Origin of the sequence: Streptomyces albospinus (genome assembly GCF_014648695.1) — a bacterium.
GTDB classification, from domain to species: domain Bacteria; phylum Actinomycetota; class Actinomycetes; order Streptomycetales; family Streptomycetaceae; genus Streptomyces; species Streptomyces albospinus.
Genome location: NZ_BMRP01000078.1, coordinates 1 through 17,458 on the forward strand (window position 1 = coordinate 1; position 17,458 = coordinate 17,458).

17 protein-coding genes and 1 pseudogene are annotated in these 17,458 nt (G+C 68.3%); 4 read left to right on the forward strand and 14 right to left on the reverse strand.

The features are described 5' to 3' along the window. Positions 1 to 695, forward strand: a 695-nt coding sequence (locus IEZ17_RS39685; RefSeq protein ID WP_189308492.1) for an IS982 family transposase, incomplete at its 5' end; no start/stop codon positions are given. A 19-nt stretch (positions 696 to 714) separates the two neighbouring features. Here IEZ17_RS39685 and IEZ17_RS39690 read toward each other — a convergent pair. From IEZ17_RS39690 to IEZ17_RS39725, 8 genes are all read right to left on the reverse strand, one after another. Then, a complete protein-coding gene (locus IEZ17_RS39690) occupies positions 715 to 861 on the reverse strand; it encodes a biotin/lipoyl attachment domain-containing protein (RefSeq protein WP_229853083.1) in 147 nt (48 codons plus the stop codon). A gap of 831 nt (positions 862 to 1,692) precedes the next feature. After that, positions 1,693 to 1,893, reverse strand: a complete 201-nt coding sequence (locus IEZ17_RS39695) for a hypothetical protein (RefSeq protein WP_189308493.1) — start codon at positions 1,891 to 1,893, stop codon at positions 1,693 to 1,695. Between the two features lie 140 nt (positions 1,894 to 2,033). Then, positions 2,034 to 2,210, reverse strand: coding sequence for a hypothetical protein (locus IEZ17_RS39700; RefSeq protein ID WP_189308494.1), 177 nt, complete (start codon positions 2,208 to 2,210; stop codon positions 2,034 to 2,036). Between the two features lie 44 nt (positions 2,211 to 2,254). Then, positions 2,255 to 2,620: a hypothetical protein gene (locus IEZ17_RS39705; RefSeq protein ID WP_189308495.1), complete on the reverse strand. Its 366-nt coding sequence runs from the start codon at positions 2,618 to 2,620 to the stop codon at positions 2,255 to 2,257. Continuing rightward, a complete protein-coding gene (locus tag IEZ17_RS39710) occupies positions 2,617 to 3,045 on the reverse strand; it encodes an HK97 gp10 family phage protein (protein ID WP_189308496.1) in 429 nt (142 codons plus the stop codon). Before IEZ17_RS39710 ends, IEZ17_RS39705 begins: the two co-directional genes overlap by 4 nt. Continuing rightward, complete coding sequence (locus IEZ17_RS39715; protein ID WP_189308497.1) at positions 3,045 to 3,476, reverse strand: DUF6093 family protein; 432 nt, start codon at positions 3,474 to 3,476, stop codon at positions 3,045 to 3,047. Before IEZ17_RS39715 ends, IEZ17_RS39710 begins: the two co-directional genes overlap by 1 nt. Then, on the reverse strand, positions 3,466 to 3,837 hold the full coding sequence (locus IEZ17_RS39720) for a hypothetical protein (protein WP_189308498.1): 372 nt from the start codon (positions 3,835 to 3,837) through the stop codon (positions 3,466 to 3,468). The genes IEZ17_RS39715 and IEZ17_RS39720 overlap by 11 nt, the downstream gene beginning before the upstream one ends. Positions 3,838 to 4,143: 306 nt before the next feature. Next, positions 4,144 to 4,431: an antibiotic biosynthesis monooxygenase gene (locus IEZ17_RS39725; protein WP_189308499.1), complete on the reverse strand. Its 288-nt coding sequence runs from the start codon at positions 4,429 to 4,431 to the stop codon at positions 4,144 to 4,146. A 99-nt stretch (positions 4,432 to 4,530) separates the two neighbouring features. On the opposite strand from IEZ17_RS39725, the gene IEZ17_RS39730 reads away from it, so the two are divergent. Then, on the forward strand, positions 4,531 to 5,103 hold the full coding sequence (locus tag IEZ17_RS39730) for a TetR/AcrR family transcriptional regulator (RefSeq protein ID WP_189308500.1): 573 nt from the start codon (positions 4,531 to 4,533) through the stop codon (positions 5,101 to 5,103). A 342-nt stretch (positions 5,104 to 5,445) separates the two neighbouring features. Continuing rightward, positions 5,446 to 9,072 carry an SDR family NAD(P)-dependent oxidoreductase gene (locus IEZ17_RS39740; RefSeq protein ID WP_373300074.1) on the forward strand — a complete coding sequence of 1,209 codons (3,627 nt, stop codon included), beginning with the start codon at positions 5,446 to 5,448 and terminating at the stop codon, positions 9,070 to 9,072. A gap of 26 nt (positions 9,073 to 9,098) precedes the next feature. Here IEZ17_RS39740 and IEZ17_RS43585 read toward each other — a convergent pair whose 3' ends face one another. Together IEZ17_RS43585 and IEZ17_RS39750 are read right to left on the reverse strand one after the other, a co-directional pair. Continuing rightward, positions 9,099 to 10,217: a major capsid protein gene (locus IEZ17_RS43585; protein WP_229853084.1), complete on the reverse strand. Its 1,119-nt coding sequence runs from the start codon at positions 10,215 to 10,217 to the stop codon at positions 9,099 to 9,101. Between the two features lie 111 nt (positions 10,218 to 10,328). Continuing rightward, positions 10,329 to 10,976: a hypothetical protein gene (locus IEZ17_RS39750; protein WP_189308502.1), complete on the reverse strand. Its 648-nt coding sequence runs from the start codon at positions 10,974 to 10,976 to the stop codon at positions 10,329 to 10,331. 324 nt (positions 10,977 to 11,300) lie between these two features. On the opposite strand from IEZ17_RS39750, the gene IEZ17_RS39755 reads away from it, so the two are divergent. Continuing rightward, positions 11,301 to 11,723: a hypothetical protein gene (locus tag IEZ17_RS39755; protein ID WP_189308503.1), complete on the forward strand. Its 423-nt coding sequence runs from the start codon at positions 11,301 to 11,303 to the stop codon at positions 11,721 to 11,723. A gap of 14 nt (positions 11,724 to 11,737) precedes the next feature. Here IEZ17_RS39755 and IEZ17_RS39760 read toward each other — a convergent pair. The 4 genes and pseudogenes from IEZ17_RS39760 to IEZ17_RS39775 all read right to left on the reverse strand — a co-directional run bounded on the left by IEZ17_RS39760 (position 11,738) and on the right by IEZ17_RS39775 (position 16,726). Continuing rightward, positions 11,738 to 12,195: pseudogene (locus IEZ17_RS39760) on the reverse strand (putative antirestriction adenine methyltransferase). Positions 12,196 to 12,350: 155 nt separating this feature from the next. Beyond that, positions 12,351 to 13,457 (reverse strand): Hint domain-containing protein, encoded by a 1,107-nt coding sequence (locus IEZ17_RS39765; protein ID WP_189308505.1) that lies wholly within the window; start codon positions 13,455 to 13,457, stop codon positions 12,351 to 12,353. 354 nt (positions 13,458 to 13,811) lie between these two features. Continuing rightward, positions 13,812 to 15,590 (reverse strand): hypothetical protein, encoded by a 1,779-nt coding sequence (locus tag IEZ17_RS39770; RefSeq protein WP_189308506.1) that lies wholly within the window; start codon positions 15,588 to 15,590, stop codon positions 13,812 to 13,814. Between the two features lie 35 nt (positions 15,591 to 15,625). Continuing rightward, positions 15,626 to 16,726 carry a ricin-type beta-trefoil lectin domain protein gene (locus IEZ17_RS39775; protein ID WP_189308507.1) on the reverse strand — a complete coding sequence of 367 codons (1,101 nt, stop codon included), beginning with the start codon at positions 16,724 to 16,726 and terminating at the stop codon, positions 15,626 to 15,628. Positions 16,727 to 17,458: the final 732 nt, after the last annotated feature.

Sequence of the window (17,458 nt, forward strand, 5' to 3'; positions counted from 1 at the left end):
GACACCTCTTTCGCTACCTGCCCCAACAGTCCGCCTACAACAAGCGCCTCAACGCAGCCAGCCCGCTGATCAGCCGTGCGATCGAGGCCCTGGCCAGGCAGGTTCCCACGTGGAACGACGACCTGCGGCTGATCGATTCCACTCCTCTGCCCTGCGCGGCCTCCCGCGAGACAGTCAAACGCTCCAACCTGGCCGGGCACGCCGGATACGGCTACTGCCCAAGCCATTCCCGCTTCTTCTGGGGATTCCGGCTCTACCTGCTGACCACCGCCGAGGGCATGCCGGTGTCCTGGTGCCTGGCCAACCCCAAACTCGGCGAACGCCAGGTGATGACCGCGCTGCTGGAACGCGACCACCACCTCGTGCATTCCGGTCAAGTGATCCTGGCGGACAAGGGCTTCGCCGGGCGGGAGTTCGAGGCGTTCCTCGAGGAGTGCCTGGGCGTCCATCTGGTGCGGCCGGACCTGAAGAACGAGCCTGTCCGGCACGGACGCCTGGCCCACGTCCGCCAGTGGATCGAGGCGGTATTCGACACCCTCAAAGGCCAGCTCAGCCTGGAACAACACGGAGGCCGGACACCCGCTGGCGTCTTCGCCCGCACCGGCCAACGACTCCTCGCCCTGGCCACGGCTATCTGGCACAACTGGACCACCAACGCCCCAGCCAAACGATCACTGATCGCGTACGACCACTGAAGACATCGGACTCATTCATCTAGCCGCCGATCACCCCTTCGTAACCCGCCGCGTCCAAGAGCTCCTCTAGGATCGCATCCAGCTTGGCGGCGTCATCCACCTGCAGCTCAAAGAGCCAGCCGTCGCCGTAGGGGTCAGTATTGACCGGCCACTGGAAGCCGCACATCGACCGGCACGGTATCGAGGCCACCACCAGGCCCCGGCCGAACTGCCCGCACTGCCACGGCGCCGGCGGATGGTGGGTAGACGGGCCGAACCCGGAGATGGAGGCGTGCAGTTCCTGGTCCGACCGACCCGAGCTGCGCATCCGGGTTTTGCCCGTCCCGCCCTGGGACGAGCCGCCGTGCCGACCGGGACGAGGACGGCGGACAGGCCCGAGATCGCGTGCAGGGCCAGGTTCGCGACCGTGGCGACGATGTCGAGCGTGCCGGCCGCTCCCCCGCCATCCCGGCCCAAATTGGCCAGGGCGGACACGATGGGCTGGACTCCGCTGGCCGCGTTGCGCAGGACCTCGCCCAGAGCGCGACCCGCATTGATCAGCAGGTTCAGGCCGGTCGCGAGGGTGTGCTCGTCCAGGGCCTTGAGCGGGCCGAGCAGCAGTGCGCCGCCCGCGAGCATGTTGGTGGTCGACAGTCCGCGCCGGCCTGCCCCGGCCACGGCGCCTTGGACACGGGACATGGAGCGGGCGCCATCGTCTCCTGCCGCGCGCAAACTGGCTCGTGCCGCTGTGGCACGGGGCGAGGATTCGGTCCAGCTCGGCGACGGCGGAGCGTGCCGATCGGTTCAGCGCGGCGAATTGGGAAGCGAGCCCGGCGCCGCCTGCGTCGAGACGGGCCAGGGAGCGGGTGGCGGCGTCTGTGCGGTCGGCCAGGGTGCGCATCTTGTCGGAGGCAGCGCGCGTTCCCGCGATCATGTCGCGAACCTCGGCGCGCATCGCCACGGTCAGGGTGAACCTGGACACCGCAGCTGGTCTCCTTCCTTCGTCGTGCGGGGTTGATCAGGGGTGCTCGTGGTGCTCGGCGCGTGGCAGGAGCTGGATCTTCACGCCGTACCCGGAGCTGTCTGTGGGGACCTGGTCGCGTTCCTGCTCGATCAGCTCGCAGCCGGGGCACCGCAGGGTGTCGGTGACGTAGGCGTGCCGGTCGCCGCCGCGCTGGGGGTCCCACTCGGCCAGCCGGGTCTGGCACTCGGGGCACACCGACCGCTGCCATTCCGCCCACGCCAGCGCCTTGGCCCGGTCCAGCTCCGTCCACCGGTCATCGACGCCCAGAAACTGCGAGTGCGGAATCCGGTACTTCTGGCACAGCTCCAGCTCGGCCCGTAGCTGCGCATCGCGGCTCAGCCTTTTCCCAGGTCCACCCTGCGTTCCTGCTGCACCGACCAGGCCGCCTCCCAGAGCATGTTGGCGTCCGGAGCCGACCAGGTGGACGGCAGCTCAGCCGCCTCCTTCTGGCTCATCCCGTCGAAGGATGCCGCCGAGATCAGCGCGGCCGGGAAGGTCTCGGGGTTGAACACCGCGCCGTCACTGGCCTGTTGCTCGGTTGGCGGATGCTGCGCGGTCAGCTCTTCCAGGACCGGGCGCGGAAGGTGAGGCAGTCCGAGGCACCGTCCAGCTCAACGCGCGCTGCCACGTGGGCAGCTTCGGCCTCAGCGGCGCGCTGGACTGCCCCTTCGTCCTGGTCCTCCCGCTCCCCGACAGAGGTCACCTGGTAGGACCAGGCCGCATCCGCCTGCCAATCCCACAGCGGCGGACCGCTGAACATCCCCGGCAGCGAGTCGAGAATGGCGTACGGCGGAGGGGCTGGCTCCCATTCCCCGGACTCCTGCTGGATGCGGGGAAGTTCAGCGATCCCGCACGGCCGACCGGTGGCCTTCGCGATCAGTGCGGCCAGCGCCCGAGTGACGGGAAGTCGTGCGGCGGTCACGGCAGCACTCCGTCCCGGAGGGCCTGGAGGAATCCGGGCTGCGTTTGCCAGAAGGCGGGTTCGACGTGAGGGAAAGGGGATTGCCGGTAGTGGCGTCCCAAGGAGTCGACCCCGATGAACCCGTATTCCAGCCTCCGGGCCTGCGGCGCGTCGGAGAAGACCTCCGCCGTCACCTCGCCGTCCTCGGTGCTCACCCGCACATCCCACGATGCGCGGTACTGGCCGGTGATCACCCGCGGTCCCGGCCTGCCCGAGGCATTGCGCTGAATACGCACGCGCAGCAGCATCGCGTGATGCTGGGTGATCGTCCGCGTACGCGCGCGTACCGCTGGCCCCGGCCCAGCTATCGCGGCAGCCAACGCGATCGGATCGCGGAACGCCGCCGCGTCAGGATGAGCGTTCGGATGCGGGTTGTCGGGCGTCATCAGTCGATGACCTGCACGCGCACGATCCGCACCACACTGAAGGTCCCCACGCCCTCGTCCGACACCCGGAAACGGCGCCCGACCAACTGCGGGTCCCGCGGGCCATCCGGTCGCACGGAACCGGCGACCCGGATCACGTCGTCCTGGTGCAGCCCAGGGGCCTCGATGGGCAGAACAGTCTGGTAGTCGGAGGTCGGCGGCTCGACGGAGACCGCCCCGTCTACCGGCTTGGTGATCGCGGGGCGTCCCATCGGCATGATCGCACCGAGCCCGTCCCAGACCAGCACCTCGTCCGGCGCCGGCCGCAACAACCTGCCCGTGCCCTCGTCCAGAAAGTCGTCGGCGCGGCCCGCGCTGTCGCGCCACACCTCCAGCCTGTCGTCCAGGATGCGGCCGACCACACGCCGCGCCCCCTCCACCTCAAGCGCCATGCGCCCACTCCCCGAGCTGGGTGAGCATCGCCTTCGTCAGCGAGTACGGGCCCTTGCCCAGGTCGGGTCTGGCCAGTACCGCAGGCTCCAGTTCCTCGGGGTCGATGGCCGCGAGGAACTCGGCAGCCGTTGGTTCTACGGCGACCGGGCCGGCGACAGCCACTCGGGCGAGCCCTTCGAACTCAGCGGCGTCGTCGTTCTCGACGTGCAGAACGACGTGCGGGGGCTCGCCCTCGTGGTGGCTGATGGTGTAACCGCTCAGGCTCCCGGGATCCCATCGACTTCCGTCGATCTCGATGGCTGCCCGCGGGTTCCGAGCGGTGATGCGCACACCGTGTGACTTCTCCTCGTGGTGATCCATTCAGCCAACGGTAAAAAGGCTGTCGGACAGCACGGGGCACTCCGCGCTACAGCAGGTTCGGGCATAAATGACCCGTGGGACACCGCCTACGACCTCGCTGCGGCGCAAGGTCACTTGCGGAACTGGCCCTTCATCACCTCAAGGACCTCGCCCGGCCCCAGCCGGTCCCGGTACAGCAGCACCCACGCGACCGCTCCGACGCTCGACCTGCCGCTCAGGCGTCAACTCCACCGCCAGGATCCTCGGCATCACCGCCGCTCCCGCCAAAGCTCGTGCCCCAACGGAGAGTTGACCTCATCGAGATCGTTAGTGCGACACAAGGAAGTGGACCTCACGGGGCCTGACCTCCAGGTCGCTCAAGCCGTCGGGCGTCGCGCCCATCTCGCGGGCGACGTCGGCGGTCGCCCGGAACGTCTCCTCGGACTCGAAAGCGCCGGTGGTGACGACGGCTTCGCCGTCCGGCGTGACCCAGACCCCGACGGACAGAAAGCCCGGCTGCTGCCGCAACGCCTCGGCGACCTGGTGGCATGTGCCGACGAACTCCTCGAAGTGCTCGGCGGCCGGGTAGTGGAAGGCAACGAAACCGAATGACATGACGTGTCCCCTCACGAGTTATACGATGCCGTACAAGGTGATGCTAGACCTGTTGTACGAGGCCGTACAACAGGCCTGACCGGGTGAGGTGGGACACAGATGGGCGCATTGCGCACGCCGCGCGAGAAGTGGGTCGAGGAGGGGCTTCGGGCGCTGGCCGCAGGCGGAGTGGACGCGGTGCGGGTCGAGGCACTCGCCAAGGCGCTGGGGGTGACCAAAGGGGGCTTCTACGGCTACTTCGCCGACCGTGACGCACTGCTGACCGCGATGCTGGACGCCTGGGAGCGCGAGAGCGTGGACGACGTAGTGGACCGGGTCGAGCGGGAGGGCGGCGACGCACGGAACAAGGTCCGCCTGGCCGGACAGCTCACCTTCTCCAGCGACCGCCTGCTCCCCATCGACCTGGCCATCCGCGAATGGGCCCGCCGTGACCACACCGTCGCCGACCGCCTGCGCCGCGTGGACAACAAGCGCATGCAGCTGGCCCGCGACGCGATCGGCACCTTCTGCACCGACCCCGACGAGGTCGAGGCTCGCGCCCTGCTCGCCTTCTGCACGGCCATCGGCAGTCACTTCCTCGCCGCCGACCACCCCGGCCGCACCCGCGCCCCCGTCATCGCCCGCGCCGCCGACATCATCCTCGACGTCCCGCATGGCAACCCTGGCGCATGATCCCTTCCCAGGCCCCTGGCAGCGGGAGCGTCTGATCAACGAACAGTTCGCGGCCCAGCTTGGCATCGACCCGTGACCAGAGCCGGCCGGGAAGTGCGGATGAGACACTCCCCGGCCGTGCTGGTGTTCAGCTCGCCGTCGCTGGTATTCAGCTCGCCGTCACAGGTTTCTGGTGTGCGCTACTGCCAGGCGTGCTCAACGAGAGGGTTGGTGGCGTTCAGACAGCCCTTCAGTCCGGCTGCGGGGTACTCGATGATGTCGTCGGGCAGGTCGTGCACGGTGAACCATTCGAGGGCGAGGCACTTCTCGGGCTCCTTGTTGACCGGCTCCCCATCCCACTCGGTGGCCTCGAAGAAGAAGCAGCTTGTACAACCCCCCGAGCCGCAGCAACGATTCCGCGGGCTCGCGCACCGGCATCCGGCTCTCGCCGTCGAGCTCACCCTCCTCGGCGCCTGCGGCAGCCGGCTGCCCGAGGTACTGCTCGGCCGCTGTACCCCGGAAGAGGTCCTGCACACCGAGGTCAACCGGCCCTTGGTCGAGGAGCCGTACGCGGAAGGCGGCATGGCCTGGTTCGGTGCCCGGGCCGCCCGCACGGTCCTAGCGGCCCTCGTGCGCACCTGGCCCGCGAACCGGCCACTGCGAGTGCTGGAGGTCGGCGCGGGAAGCGGCGGCACCACCGCACAACTGCTGCCCGTACTGCCACCCGAGCGGACCGCATACGTCTACAGCGACATCTCCGACGGTTTCTTCCCCAGGGCCAGGAACCGCTTCCGTACCCATGACTTCGTCACCTACCGGACCCTGGACCTCGACCGGGAGCCCGGGGAACAGGGGCTTCCCGAGGCCGGGTTCGACATCGTGGTGGCCGGCCAGGCACTGCACACCGCGTGCGATCTGCGCCGCTCACTCGACCACATCGGAGGGCTGCTCGCGGACGGCGGACATCTCATCGCCACCGAGACCCACGACCCCGCTGCCTCCGCCCTGCTCGACGGCCTGTCCCCCGGCTTCTGGCAGCAGCAGGACACCGACCTGCGGCCCGACGGACCGCTGCTGTCCGCCCAGGCGTGGACCAGCACCCTGACACGGGCAGGGTACGGCGATGTGGTTGCGCTGGGAGCGGAGTTGGAGGAGGAGTCCGGAGGAGAGTCATCCGTACTCCTGGCCCGGCGACCGCACCGTACCGGACTCCCCCGGGCGGGCGCCGCGACCGCATCCGAGGCCACGCCGGGCGAGCGGAACAAAGCCTGGATCATCGCCGCCGAACCGGTCCACGACCGGCTCGCGGACGAGCTCGTCCCCCAACTCGGCGCCCAGGCACGCCGCGTCCCACTCAGCACCGACCCCGCCGACTGGGCGGCCCTGCTGGACGCACGGCCCTGGGACGCGGGCGTGGTGCTGTTCTTCGGTACGGAGACCGGTGCCTCCGGGCCCCGCTTTGACACGGAACGCGCGGTACACCGCATCGCGGTGCTGCGTGCCCTGGCCACCGCCGCCGGGCGACGAGAGGGGCTCACCCTGTGGCTGGTCACACCCCCGACCGGCGCGCTGCCGGCCCCCGAACGCCCCCTGGCCCCTGAGGCCGCGACCGTATGGGGCGTGGCACGCTGCCTCAGCACGGAACATCCTCACCTCACTGTCCGACGTATCTCACTCGAACGCAGTGGCCGGCCCACGGCGGACGCCGCCCGTCTGGCTGTCGAACTCACCGACCCCACCGAGGAGGACGAGATCCTCCTCACCCGCTCCGGCCGCTTCGTCCCCCGAATCCGTGCACGGACAGCGCCCACGGCATCCCACCCGGCGCCGGAAGAAGTCCCCTTCGCCCTACGAATGCGCGATCCGGGGCGCGCCCGCCGGCTTGCATGGGCGCCCGCCGATGCGCCCCGCCCAGAGCCGGACGAGATCCTCATCTCCGTACACGCGGCTGCGCTGAACTTCCGCGACGTCCTCCAGGCCCGCGGCATGATCCCGCTCCGTACCGAGATGGCCAACGAGACGGGCAAAGTGAACCCGCACGGCAAGGACGGTGCACTCGGTCTGGAATGCGCCGGTGTGGTCGCCGGCGTCGGCTCCCGCGTCACCGGGTTCGCCGTGGGAGACCGCGTCTTCGGCTTCGGCTCCGGCACGCTGCGCTCCCACGCCACCGTCAAGGCCGTCCTGGCAGGGCACATCCCCGACGGCATGAACTTCTGCAGAGCCACGACCCTGCCCGCCGTCTATCTCACCGTCCACCACAGCCTGCACCGCCTCGCCCGGCTCGCACCCGGCGAAACGGTCCTGGTCCACGGAGCAGCGGGCGGGGTGGGCCTGGCCGCTCTCCAGTACGCGGCGCACGCCGGCGCACACGTCATCGCAACAGCGGGCACCCCCGCCAAACGCGGCCTGCTGCGACTGCTCGGAGTCCGCCACGTACTGGACTCGCGCACCCTGGAGTTCGCCCACCAAGTCAAGGAACTCACCGGCGGCCACGGCGTCGACGTCGTCCTCAACTCGCTCGCGGGCGAGGCCATCAACCGAGGGCTTGAGGCGCTGCGGAGCGGAGGCCGCTTCATCGAACTGGGCAAACGCGACCTGTACGGCGGCAGTCGGCTCTCGCTCCGCCCTTTCCTCAACAACCTCACCATGTCGGCGGTGGGCGACATCGAGGAACTGCTCACCCACCACCCGGAGATCGCGAGCGAAGAGGGACCCAAGTTCGCCAGGCGGGTGCGCGACGGCATCTACGGGCCCATCCTCCACCACGTCTATCCCGCCGACCGGATCAGCGACGCGTTCGAGACACTCCAGCACTCACGCCACATCGGCAAGATCGTCATCGCCCTGGCCCCTCCGCCACACCTGGAGGCCCGCCCCACCCCCATCGCTCTGGATCCGCACGCAACGTACCTGGTCAGCGGGGGCCTGGAAGGTTTCGGCGCCGCCACCGCGCGCTGGCTCACCCGGCAGGGGGCACGGCGCCTGGCACTGGTCAGCCGACGCGGCCCGGACACCCCCGAAGCACCCTCACTCCTGGACGAACTGCGAGCAGAAGGCGTGAAGGTCACCGCCCATGCCGCGAACGCCTCAGACAACACAGCCATGCGCGCGGTCCTGGACGCCGTCGACACACCCGACCACCCGCTGCGAGGCATCGTCCACGCCACCGCGATCTACGACGACGGCCCCCTGGTGGACCTCACCGACAAACGCCTCCGAGACACGCTCACCCCCAAAGCGGTAGGGGCCGCCGTCCTGGACGAATTGACCCGAAACCGCGACCTGGCACTGTTTCTCCTGTATTCCTCCGTCACCACACTGGTCGGCAACCTCCACCAGAGCCACTACGTGGCAGCCAACCTCTTCCTGGAAGCCCTGGCACGGGCACGCCGCCACACGGAGCTGCCCGCGCTGGCCATCAGCTGGGGACCCGTGGCGGACGTAGGCCACGTCGCACGGACCGACTTGAGCACATACCTCCAGACCATCGGCCTCCCCCCTTCCCCCGCGGAAGACCTCCTGAGGCCCCTGGGTCCCCTCCTGTCAAGCGGCGAAAGCGTCGCCGCCCTGGCAGAGGTCGACTGGAACCGAGCCCGCCACCTGAGCCCAGCCGTCGCCGCCACCCGCTTTTCCACAGTCCTGCCCCCGGACCACGGCCTTCACCGCAACGACGACCAGCTGGCCCGACAACTGGCCACCGCCACACCCGAGGCCGCCCTCGCACTGCTCACCGACACGCTCACCGACGTCCTCGCACACATCCTGCAAACCACACCCGATCGCCTGCCCCCCGACCGCTCCCTGGCCCACCTCGGCCTCGACTCCCTCATGGGCGCAGAACTCATGAATGCCGTCCACCACCGGCTCAACTGCGACCTCCCCATGCTGGAGATCGTCAACAGCACCTCGATCAGCGACCTGGCTCGCCGCTGCCTGCACCGCCTGACCCGCCACCCAGCACCCAGCACCCAGCACCCAGCACCCGGATGAGCTCTACCGTTAGTGGCGGGTGGGCGTCATCCACGTCGTGGCCAGGACTTGTCGCCCCCGTCCTCCCCGTCGGGCTCGTCGGGCTCGTCGGGGACGGGGGCTGGGCTGACCTGGTCGATCTGCCGCTCGATGCCGTGCAGGTTCTCCTGCACGTCCATGGTTACCACGCCATCGACGGTGACCCTCAACGGGTCCGCGAGGAGCTTCGCGCGCCGCTCGCCCAAAACCTCCAGCGCGACCGCACGCACCGACCCCAGCCGAAAGAACCGGCGCTCCAGGTCGGCCGGGTCGGTGCCGGGGCCGAGCTGCGCGAGCAGCCACGAGCGTTGGAACTCGTCCACCAGGTTCACATCCTCAACGCGAGGCACGGCCCGGAGCCATGCGGGTTCGCTGACTCCGAGCCGTGCAGGCGGGCGTATTACGCGGAGGCCGGGCGCATCCTGCGCGGCGGCGCCTTCTTCGTCGTCCCCTCGTCGGCTTCCCCGTTGCCATGGTCCGGTGCGGCCGGGTCCTTGGTCGGGTGGGGCTCGGACGGGTCGGTCCTTGGTCGGGTGGGGTTCGCCGGCGGGGACCGGGTGCTCGATCCACCGCAGTTCATCGGCGATCGGATCGGAGGACGGGTCTGACCACGGGCGGGCGGCGACCGGCATGTTCGCCGCCGGGACGTTCCAGTCCACCTCCAGCGTCAGCCCGTTCTCCTGCACCAGCGAGAACTTCCCGTCCACCAGGACGTCGCCGGCCGCCAGCTCCAGGCGGGAACGTATGGCCTCCACGTACCGCTCGACGTCGTCGTACAGCAGGTTGATGAGCCTGTCCTCGTCGGCGCCGCGGGACGCCTCCGGCAGGATCTGCTCCTGCTCGCCCACCACGAGCTTCTGCCCGAGCGCGGGCAGCGCGCCCTCGCGGGAGGTCTGCCACGCCTCGCGGGTGGCGAACGGCACGCTGGCGTCGAACGCCCGGTACTTCGCGCCCGACAGCACCCGGCCGTAGGGCTGGTCGCACTCACCGCACTGGTAGTGCACGCCCTCGGAGAACAGGTTCAGGTCGAGGGTGATCGTGTCCGTCGAATCCGTGCCGTGCAGGGACACCAGCCACTCGCGGTTGGCGGTCAGGTGCTCGGACTTCGAAACAGGCTGAATGGACATGCTGTTGTCTCCCCATGGACGAATGCGGTTGTCTTCCGCGCACCGCCCACCCGAGGCGATGCTGTCCACGAAGTCGAAGGGGCGTGGTCCCCACCCTCTACGGGCTACAGCTCAGCGGGAGTCGCCGGACTCCGGCAGCAGACCGCGGCGACGGGCCATCTCCAGCCCGGCCGCCCCCGGGTTCCGCGCCGGAAGCGTACGCGACGGGCCCCGCCCCGCCGGAGCCCCGCCAGGAGCCGCCGGCACCGGGCCCCGGACGTCACCGAACAACTCCGGCCGCCGAGCCCTCAACGCCTCAGCCGCGGACTGGATCTGCGCCTCGTCCGCGTCGTCATCATCGGTGGTCAGCAGCCGCTCCGCGTCCACCAGATCCTCGCCCGACACGCCCAACGCCACCAGGGCCGCGCGCCGCAGCGCCGCCCGCTCCCGCTCGGCAGCCAGCTCCTCGCGGCGAGCCGCCTGCAACTCCCGCTCCGCAGCCGCCTGTTCCCTACGCTCGACCTCCGACAACGCAGCCTGCTCAGCCTCACGCTGCGCGGTGACGAACTCCGTCAAAGCCTTCGGGGAGTCGAATCCCAAGGTCGCCAACAGACGCTTGATGGCTGCGCGTTCGCCCTGGGACTTCTCCCGCGTCAGCAGCTTCCCCAGGCGGTCCTGAGTAACGGTGACCTGCTGCTCCTGCTCAGGGGATTCCGCAGCATCCAGCTGCTCATGCGACTCATCCTCCGACGAGTCAGAAATGGGTAGGGGCCGGGCCATGCGTCTCCTTCCGGTGCGCGCCCCACGCCAAGGCCAGTCTATCCACCAGTGAGCAACAGCACGACGAGCCATAGACTCAAATGTCAAAGTGCCCTTGTCTCCGACGTGGCTGGACCCTCGACAGCAGGTAGCCGGCCATCGGCAGCCCAACCGGTGCCCAAGCGGCCTGGAAGTTGCGCGGACGCCCCCTGATCAGGATGATCTCCAGCTGATCAACTCGGGTGCCTCCGGCGTCCGACGCACAACCTGGAAACGGGGGCCCCTATGTCGACAGCGCCGACGAAGACTCGAACGATCGCTTGGATCGGGATGACGGTCATCGGCTTGTTCCTCGTGCTTGCACCGATCATGGACCTGGTCTACGACCATGCCCATGGCCTGCCTGCTGACCACGCGCCGGTGTTCGCAAAGCTCGCCGGTGCCTCGTTCGACGCCGTGAAGAACTCGGCACCGGGAACGGCGAAGTACGCCACCACCCTGGAGTACGGATACGCGCTGCACGAGCTCACGTTCGCCTTGCTCTTCCTGACCGTCGTCCTTGTCCCCTTCCGGCGAGGCGAGCGGTGGGCATGGTTCGCGTGCTGGATCGTCCTGATCGCCGCCGTCGGCTACACCGTCACGTTCGCTCACCTCGACAGCACTCTGCTGTGGCGGAGCTTGATCGCCGACATCGCCGTGCCAGTCCTCCTGCTGCTCTCCGCCCGTAGCTTCTTCACCGCCCCCACCGAACAGAAGCAGCAGGGATAGCGCCACCGAAGAGTTCACGTTGATCGACTCGCGCCCCACACACCTGGGCCCCCGCCGCGCCATTCCGCACCGGGGGCGATGCGCGGATTGAGGTAGCGGGAGCGCAGGGCGTTGAATTGGCCCGGCTTGAGCATCGACAGCCTCAGCGGGCCGACCAGCTCGTCACCGGCACGCAGACGCGGGGCCTTGACCGGCTCGATCGGCTGCCGGGGAGCGACGATCCGCGTCGGCGCCTCACTCGCGTAGACGTAGAAGGGAGCAGCCGCGGCGTGGCCTTGATGACGCCCCGCAGATACCGGTGCAACTCCGGTACGTCGTGGTTGGAGGCGGTCAGCCAGTACCGCCGGTCGGTGATCGCGCCGAGGACATCGACCACATCGGCATCGGACAGCGGCTCATACTCGGGCGCGTCCCAGGTGAAGTGCTCGTTCAGCGGCTCGTACAGCTTCTTGTATCCGCCGGTGTTGTGCATGGCGTAGCCCTCGCCGATGTACGTTCGGGATGACGTGGAGATCGATTGGATCTCCTGCCTCCCGATCGGTTCCACCGCCACGACACGGACCCGGCTCGGCCCTCCGTTGACTCGTACCGACAGGCGGGTGATGTCCAAGCCCCGCAGGTTGGCAATCAGCCTGCCAGGCCGAAATGTCCCCAGCGCCCTCGATGCTTCGCCGAAACCTCCCGCGACCTGGACGCCCAGCACGCCATTCGGGCGTCCGCTGACGGAGGAGGCGAACCCGCGTGCCCCCGCTGCTCAAGCGCGCGGTCAGTGATCGGCCCTGGTTTCTGGGCGATTGTGAGCTTCGGTGCGCTGCCCAGAGAGATCGACCCCTCACCGTCGAACATGCCGGCCATCCAACCGGCGTCGTAAGTCCGCGCCGGTTCCCAGGTGTTCAGCAGGCGCAGCACGTCTGCCGCCTCGTTCTGGAGCCGCTCTGCCCGCACCCAGCCGCGACGCCCCCCACCTGCATGGCGGCACCTGTCGGCCAGCCACGGGTGGTCAGCCGTACACACCACGGAGTCGCCGTTCTCAAGGTGGACCCTGACGCACTCCTTCGCCGCCGGTTCGGAGCGGGTGATCGTGGCGAATCTCCAGCGACGGCACCGTATCCCTTCCGTCGGGTACTCGTCGAAGGTCAAGATCTCGTCCCCCACGGCCAGCTCGCCGCAGGGCACCCAGCGCAGATCGGAGGTCAGGATCCGCTCGTGTGGGGCCAGGCAGAAGAACGGAGGGAAGCTGCACGCCGGATCCTCACCCGGCACCTTCTTCAACCAGCTACGCACGTCCTCAGCCTCATACGACGCCAGGTGCAAGTCTGCCCTGGACAGCCGCTCGACGGTCTCGGTGTGCTTGGCCTGCCACTGGTCTCGGTAGGAACGCGCAACCCGTTCGTGCCAGAGCCCTTCGCGGCCGACGCTCGCCAGGAACCGCGTGCTGAGCATCATCGTGGCGACCGTGCCGACAACATCGCCCAAGGAGCCTGCCGACCAGTCGAGTTGGTCCATGCTCTCCTCGCGGAGCTGGATGCCGACCGGCTGCCCCGTGAGCCACCGGCCGATGGCGGTGGTGTAGATGGACACGTCAGAGGAGTGGAGGGCGAAGCCCATGTCGGCCAGGGAACGTTCGATGGTGAAGTTGCCGCAGCAGGGGACGAAGACCTCGCCGCGCGGCCAACTGGCCGCGGTCTCAGGCACGATGGCGCGTATGGGGCCGGGAATGGTGCTCTGGAACATCTCTCGCCTCCTGCCCGTACGACAGCGCCCGGCCTGGCGGGTGCCGGGCCGGGCGCTGTGCTGGAACCACGCACAAGGAGATCAGATCTCCTTGAAATCATGTCGCCTATCTTTGAGGAACAGTTCCGGAGCTGCGTCAGGGCCCCACGATCGACGACATCACGCCGCAGTACCTGCTGCCCTCGCGGAAGTTGACGTCCCATCGTGGATGGTCTCGGTAGTCCGTCTGGTGCGGAGGACTGGCTCACGGCCTCGCATTCGACGGCGGGGGGCGAACTCGGCGGTATCGGCCGGCGCGGTGTCTGCCTGCGGGGAGGCCCTGTGCGGAACGTGTTGTTCCTGGCAAGGGGTGCTTTAGTGGAGGCTTCGGAAGAATCTGCTGAAGCGTTCGAGGCTGAGGGTGCCGACCTTCTTCGTGAAGGCGCCGACTGTGTCCCATTCGCCGATGGTCTGGCCCACATTGGCGGTCAGCGCGGTGCCGGCGGCCGTGTCCTTCGCTACTTGGTCCACGGGGCTGGCCCAGTCGACGGCTGTGGGTACCTGGGTGGCCAGGGCGACCGCCCCTTGCAGCACCTTGCCGGGGATCTTGCTCTCGACGAGGGTGCCTGTGACCACCTGGGCACCCTTCTTGCCGAGGTAGTCGAAGACCCGGGCGGCATCGGAGGCGCTCTTGCTGGCGATCGCACCGACGAAGGCCCGCCCACTGTTGCTGACGATCACATTGGCGACCTTGTTCAAGCGGGCCGCGGCCCAAGCGCCCTTCGCGCCCTTGGCCACGGCGCCGACGACCGGAAGAGCAGACAGCACATCCGTTGCAAGGGTGACGCCATCGGCGACGTCCACCTTCCCCTTGAGGGAGATGGCCTTCGCATGCAAGCCGAGCGACGCGGCAGCGGTGATGACGGCGATGGGTCCTGCGATCAGGGACACCCCCGGGATGAACGTCAGGACGCCCGCGACGGCGCTGACCATGCCCAGGACGTCACCCCAAAAGCTCCAGCGGTCGATCTCCTTCTGCTTCGCCTTGGCCAGCTCGGCGGCCCAATCCGCGGTCTTCTGGTAGAGCCACTGCTCTTCCTTGCCCCGGGTCTCGATGACCTTGGCCAGCTCCCGGTCCACGAAGAAGCACTGCAGCTGGTACTCCGCCTGCACGGCCAGGGCAATGTCCACCAGGTCATACAGCAGCCCGTCGGGGATCCGCTCGGTGGGGTAGCCGCGGTCCTTCAGCCGCCACAGGTCCATGTCGAAGCCGGACGCCTTGAAGGAGGTGTCCTCGGGCCGCTCGTTCCCTTCGGAGTCCCAGGGGCTGGAGGACTCCGAGAAGGAACCGCGCCAGCCGAGTTCACGGGCGATTTCGGGGTCGTGGAAGTCCACGATGCTGCGCAGGGCGTGAAGGCGCCGGAAGGCAGGCGGCAGATAGCTGTCCCCGTCCCACTCTTCCGGGTCGTACGGCACCTCATTGCCGTACTGATCGGTCACTTTGGGACGCGAGGCGATGTCCTTGGCCAGCTGCGACAGGCCGGGCACGGCTTTGATGGAGTCCGCGATCACATCAGCCACGAGCCATTCGCCCTGATTCAGCACGTCCATCTTGGATGTGCTGATGGGCGGGGCCTCCTGATCCTCATAGTCCTCATCCCGTTGCGTGCTGGAGGCGTGAGCGTCGACCTCAGGGGCCTTCTGCTTCCACTTGGCCACCACGTCCTTGGCTAAGCGGTCACGCATGCTCTCTGTGAGCCAGGCGCCTGCCAGACGGCCGACCGTGCAGTCGACCGCTCGGCGGGCGGCGGCCTTGTTGAGGGAGTCGATGAACGCCTCGGCGTGCGCACGCGCCTGGGGAGAGGAAGCAATGTAGTAGCGGTATTGCTCATCCAGCCGCTTCAGCGCGGCGACTATGCGCTGCTCCTGGTAGGTGAAGGAGCGCAGGAGCTGGGTGATGCGGTAGCGGTCCGCATCGTGCAGGGAGCCCGGGTCCCAGCCCCACATCTTCACCGCCTCGCCCTCGTTCTGGACGAACCGGTTGAGCTCCTTGTGCGCGGCCTGCACGACCAGGTCGTGCACGCAGGCGTTGTAGCCGAGGTTCTCCAGCTCGGTGACGTCTTCGCTTTCCAGTGTGTACAACGGCTTGTTCATGGCGAGTCCTTTCTGTTCCGTGGCGACGGGCGGCTTTAGGTGAAGGCGATGGTGTTGCAGACGCCGGCCAGGATGTCGACGTAGTGATCCCATTCGGCGATGTTCTCGGTGGAGAGGGAGAAGTCCGCCATCGCCAGCCGACCCGGGATCGGCACGAAGACATGCAACTGGCGCACCACGGTGGGCTGGCCGCCGTTGGCCAGGAGGTTGACCGGGTCTTCGACCTTGCTGTCCTGGGTCAGCAGCACCACGCGCCCCGTGGGCAGTTGGGTGACACCGACCTCGGCCTCGGGATGGATCGCGCCCAGCGTGCGTGCCAGGCGATCGACCGTGTCCTCGTTGTTCAGCTCACTGGGCCGGGCAACGACCGTCAGCATCGCCGAGCTCAGACGCTGCTGCTCGGGCGGGGCGTCCTCCGGCGTCTTGGCCAGCAGGACGCCGGCGTAGACGGCCCCGGACGCGGTCAGCATCTCGAACATCGTCTGCTGCGCCAGGACAGCGTGGGCGAGTTCCTCCTGCGACGGCGGGGGATCGAGTTGCCCGAGCTGGTCGAGTAGCTGGTTGGTGTTCTCCTCCGCGGAGGCCAGGAGGTCCAGGGCCTGGAACTCCTGGGGGACGGAGAACGTCAGCGGCAGCTCGACCCCGGACGCCGTCGAGGGAACTCGCTCCAGCGTCCACTGCCGGTAGGCGTGGGTGTCCTGCGGGTCGTCGTAGATCTCCGCCAGCGCACCCGTTGCGTCGCTGTGGCCCACGATGTTGAGCCAGCGCCCACCGGCCACGCACTTCAGCGCCCAGACGTCACCATCCGGGGCCGTCTCCTTGACCAGCTTCCACATGTAGCTGTCGGCGTGGTCCTGCTCGTAGATGAATTCTTCCAGCCTGGTGCTGGCCTCACCGCTGTGCCCGGCGGGGTGCAGGTACGACTGCCGCCGCTGCATGTTGCGCAACATGAAGCGCCCTTGGGCGTTGCCCTGCCGCAACTCCCACAACTGTGTCTGGCGCTCCTCCCCCTCGCGCAGGGGCTGCATTTCGACGGTTCCGTGCTCCGGACGGTTCGGATTGGGTTTCCCGGTCAGGTACAACCCGGTCTTCTTGCTCTTGATCAGGTACTGACTGCCTTCCAGCAGCTCGCTCACGAACCCTCCCCTGTCACTCTTTCGGAGCGGTAACTCCACAGAGCTGTGGGAGGCGTGTAAAGCCCCGTTGCCATGCAGTGGGGCAAGATCGGCCAGCGCGATTGGCGCGTGAATCCAGCCTCGTGCACCAGAAGCAACCGGTTCCTCATTGCGGGTCCCGGTGCCCGTGTGCTGCAACTCGGCATGCATTGCAGCGGCAGCCGCAGGATCTGCCCGAGACCGCATCCGAGCCTTCCAAGCCAACTGCCCATGCGGGGAGGCCATCGAGGGGGCCTCGGCGCTGACTCGATCGCATTCACCCGATCGAGTGGACTCGGCGGGAGGGCTCCCGCCGGCTCGCTCGCCGAAGGGCGAAGGACGCGGCCACCGGAACCGCGTTGACCGCCAACCTCGGCCAGTGGGGCACTGTCTGTGACGCCGCGAAGAAGGCCGTCACTGCCAGCATGGCCCACTTCGCCTACTTCTTCCGCCGCCGATAACCACACGTCGTGTCCCTGGGAAGTATCGCTGCCCCTGCCGGGTGCAGAGTTGATGCCGTGTGGCCGAAGCGCAATGGGATGGGGTTCGTGTTGTTGCACGGCCTCGGCGTCTCCCCGCCCACAAGCGCGGCAAGCTGCCACACGCGCACACGGGCGGGGTACTTACCACCTCGTGCGACGACGAAGCTGCGGAACCTAGTAGATCGTCGCGGCTAATGCTTGGGGTAGAGGTGGCGCAGTTTGATGCGTGCAT

Bases quoted from the DNA above. Each gene is read 5' to 3' on its own strand.
- IEZ17_RS39690 (WP_229853083.1), bottom strand. From the start codon at position 861: ATGTGCGGCTTCCAGTGGCCGGTCAATACTGACCCCTACGGCGACGGC.
- IEZ17_RS39710 (WP_189308496.1), bottom strand. From the start codon at position 3,045: ATGACGCCCGACAACCCGCATCCGAACGCTCATCCTGACGCGGCGGCG.
- IEZ17_RS39715 (WP_189308497.1), bottom strand. From the start codon at position 3,476: ATGGCGCTTGAGGTGGAGGGGGCGCGGCGTGTGGTCGGCCGCATCCTG.
- IEZ17_RS39720 (WP_189308498.1), bottom strand. From the start codon at position 3,837: ATGGATCACCACGAGGAGAAGTCACACGGTGTGCGCATCACCGCTCGG.
- IEZ17_RS39725 (WP_189308499.1), bottom strand. From the start codon at position 4,431: ATGTCATTCGGTTTCGTTGCCTTCCACTACCCGGCCGCCGAGCACTTC.
- IEZ17_RS39730 (WP_189308500.1), top strand. From the start codon at position 4,531: ATGGGCGCATTGCGCACGCCGCGCGAGAAGTGGGTCGAGGAGGGGCTT.
- IEZ17_RS43585 (WP_229853084.1), bottom strand. From the start codon at position 10,217: ATGTCCATTCAGCCTGTTTCGAAGTCCGAGCACCTGACCGCCAACCGC.
- IEZ17_RS39750 (WP_189308502.1), bottom strand. From the start codon at position 10,976: ATGGCCCGGCCCCTACCCATTTCTGACTCGTCGGAGGATGAGTCGCAT.
- IEZ17_RS39765 (WP_189308505.1), bottom strand. From the start codon at position 13,457: ATGTTCCAGAGCACCATTCCCGGCCCCATACGCGCCATCGTGCCTGAG.
- IEZ17_RS39770 (WP_189308506.1), bottom strand. From the start codon at position 15,590: ATGAACAAGCCGTTGTACACACTGGAAAGCGAAGACGTCACCGAGCTG.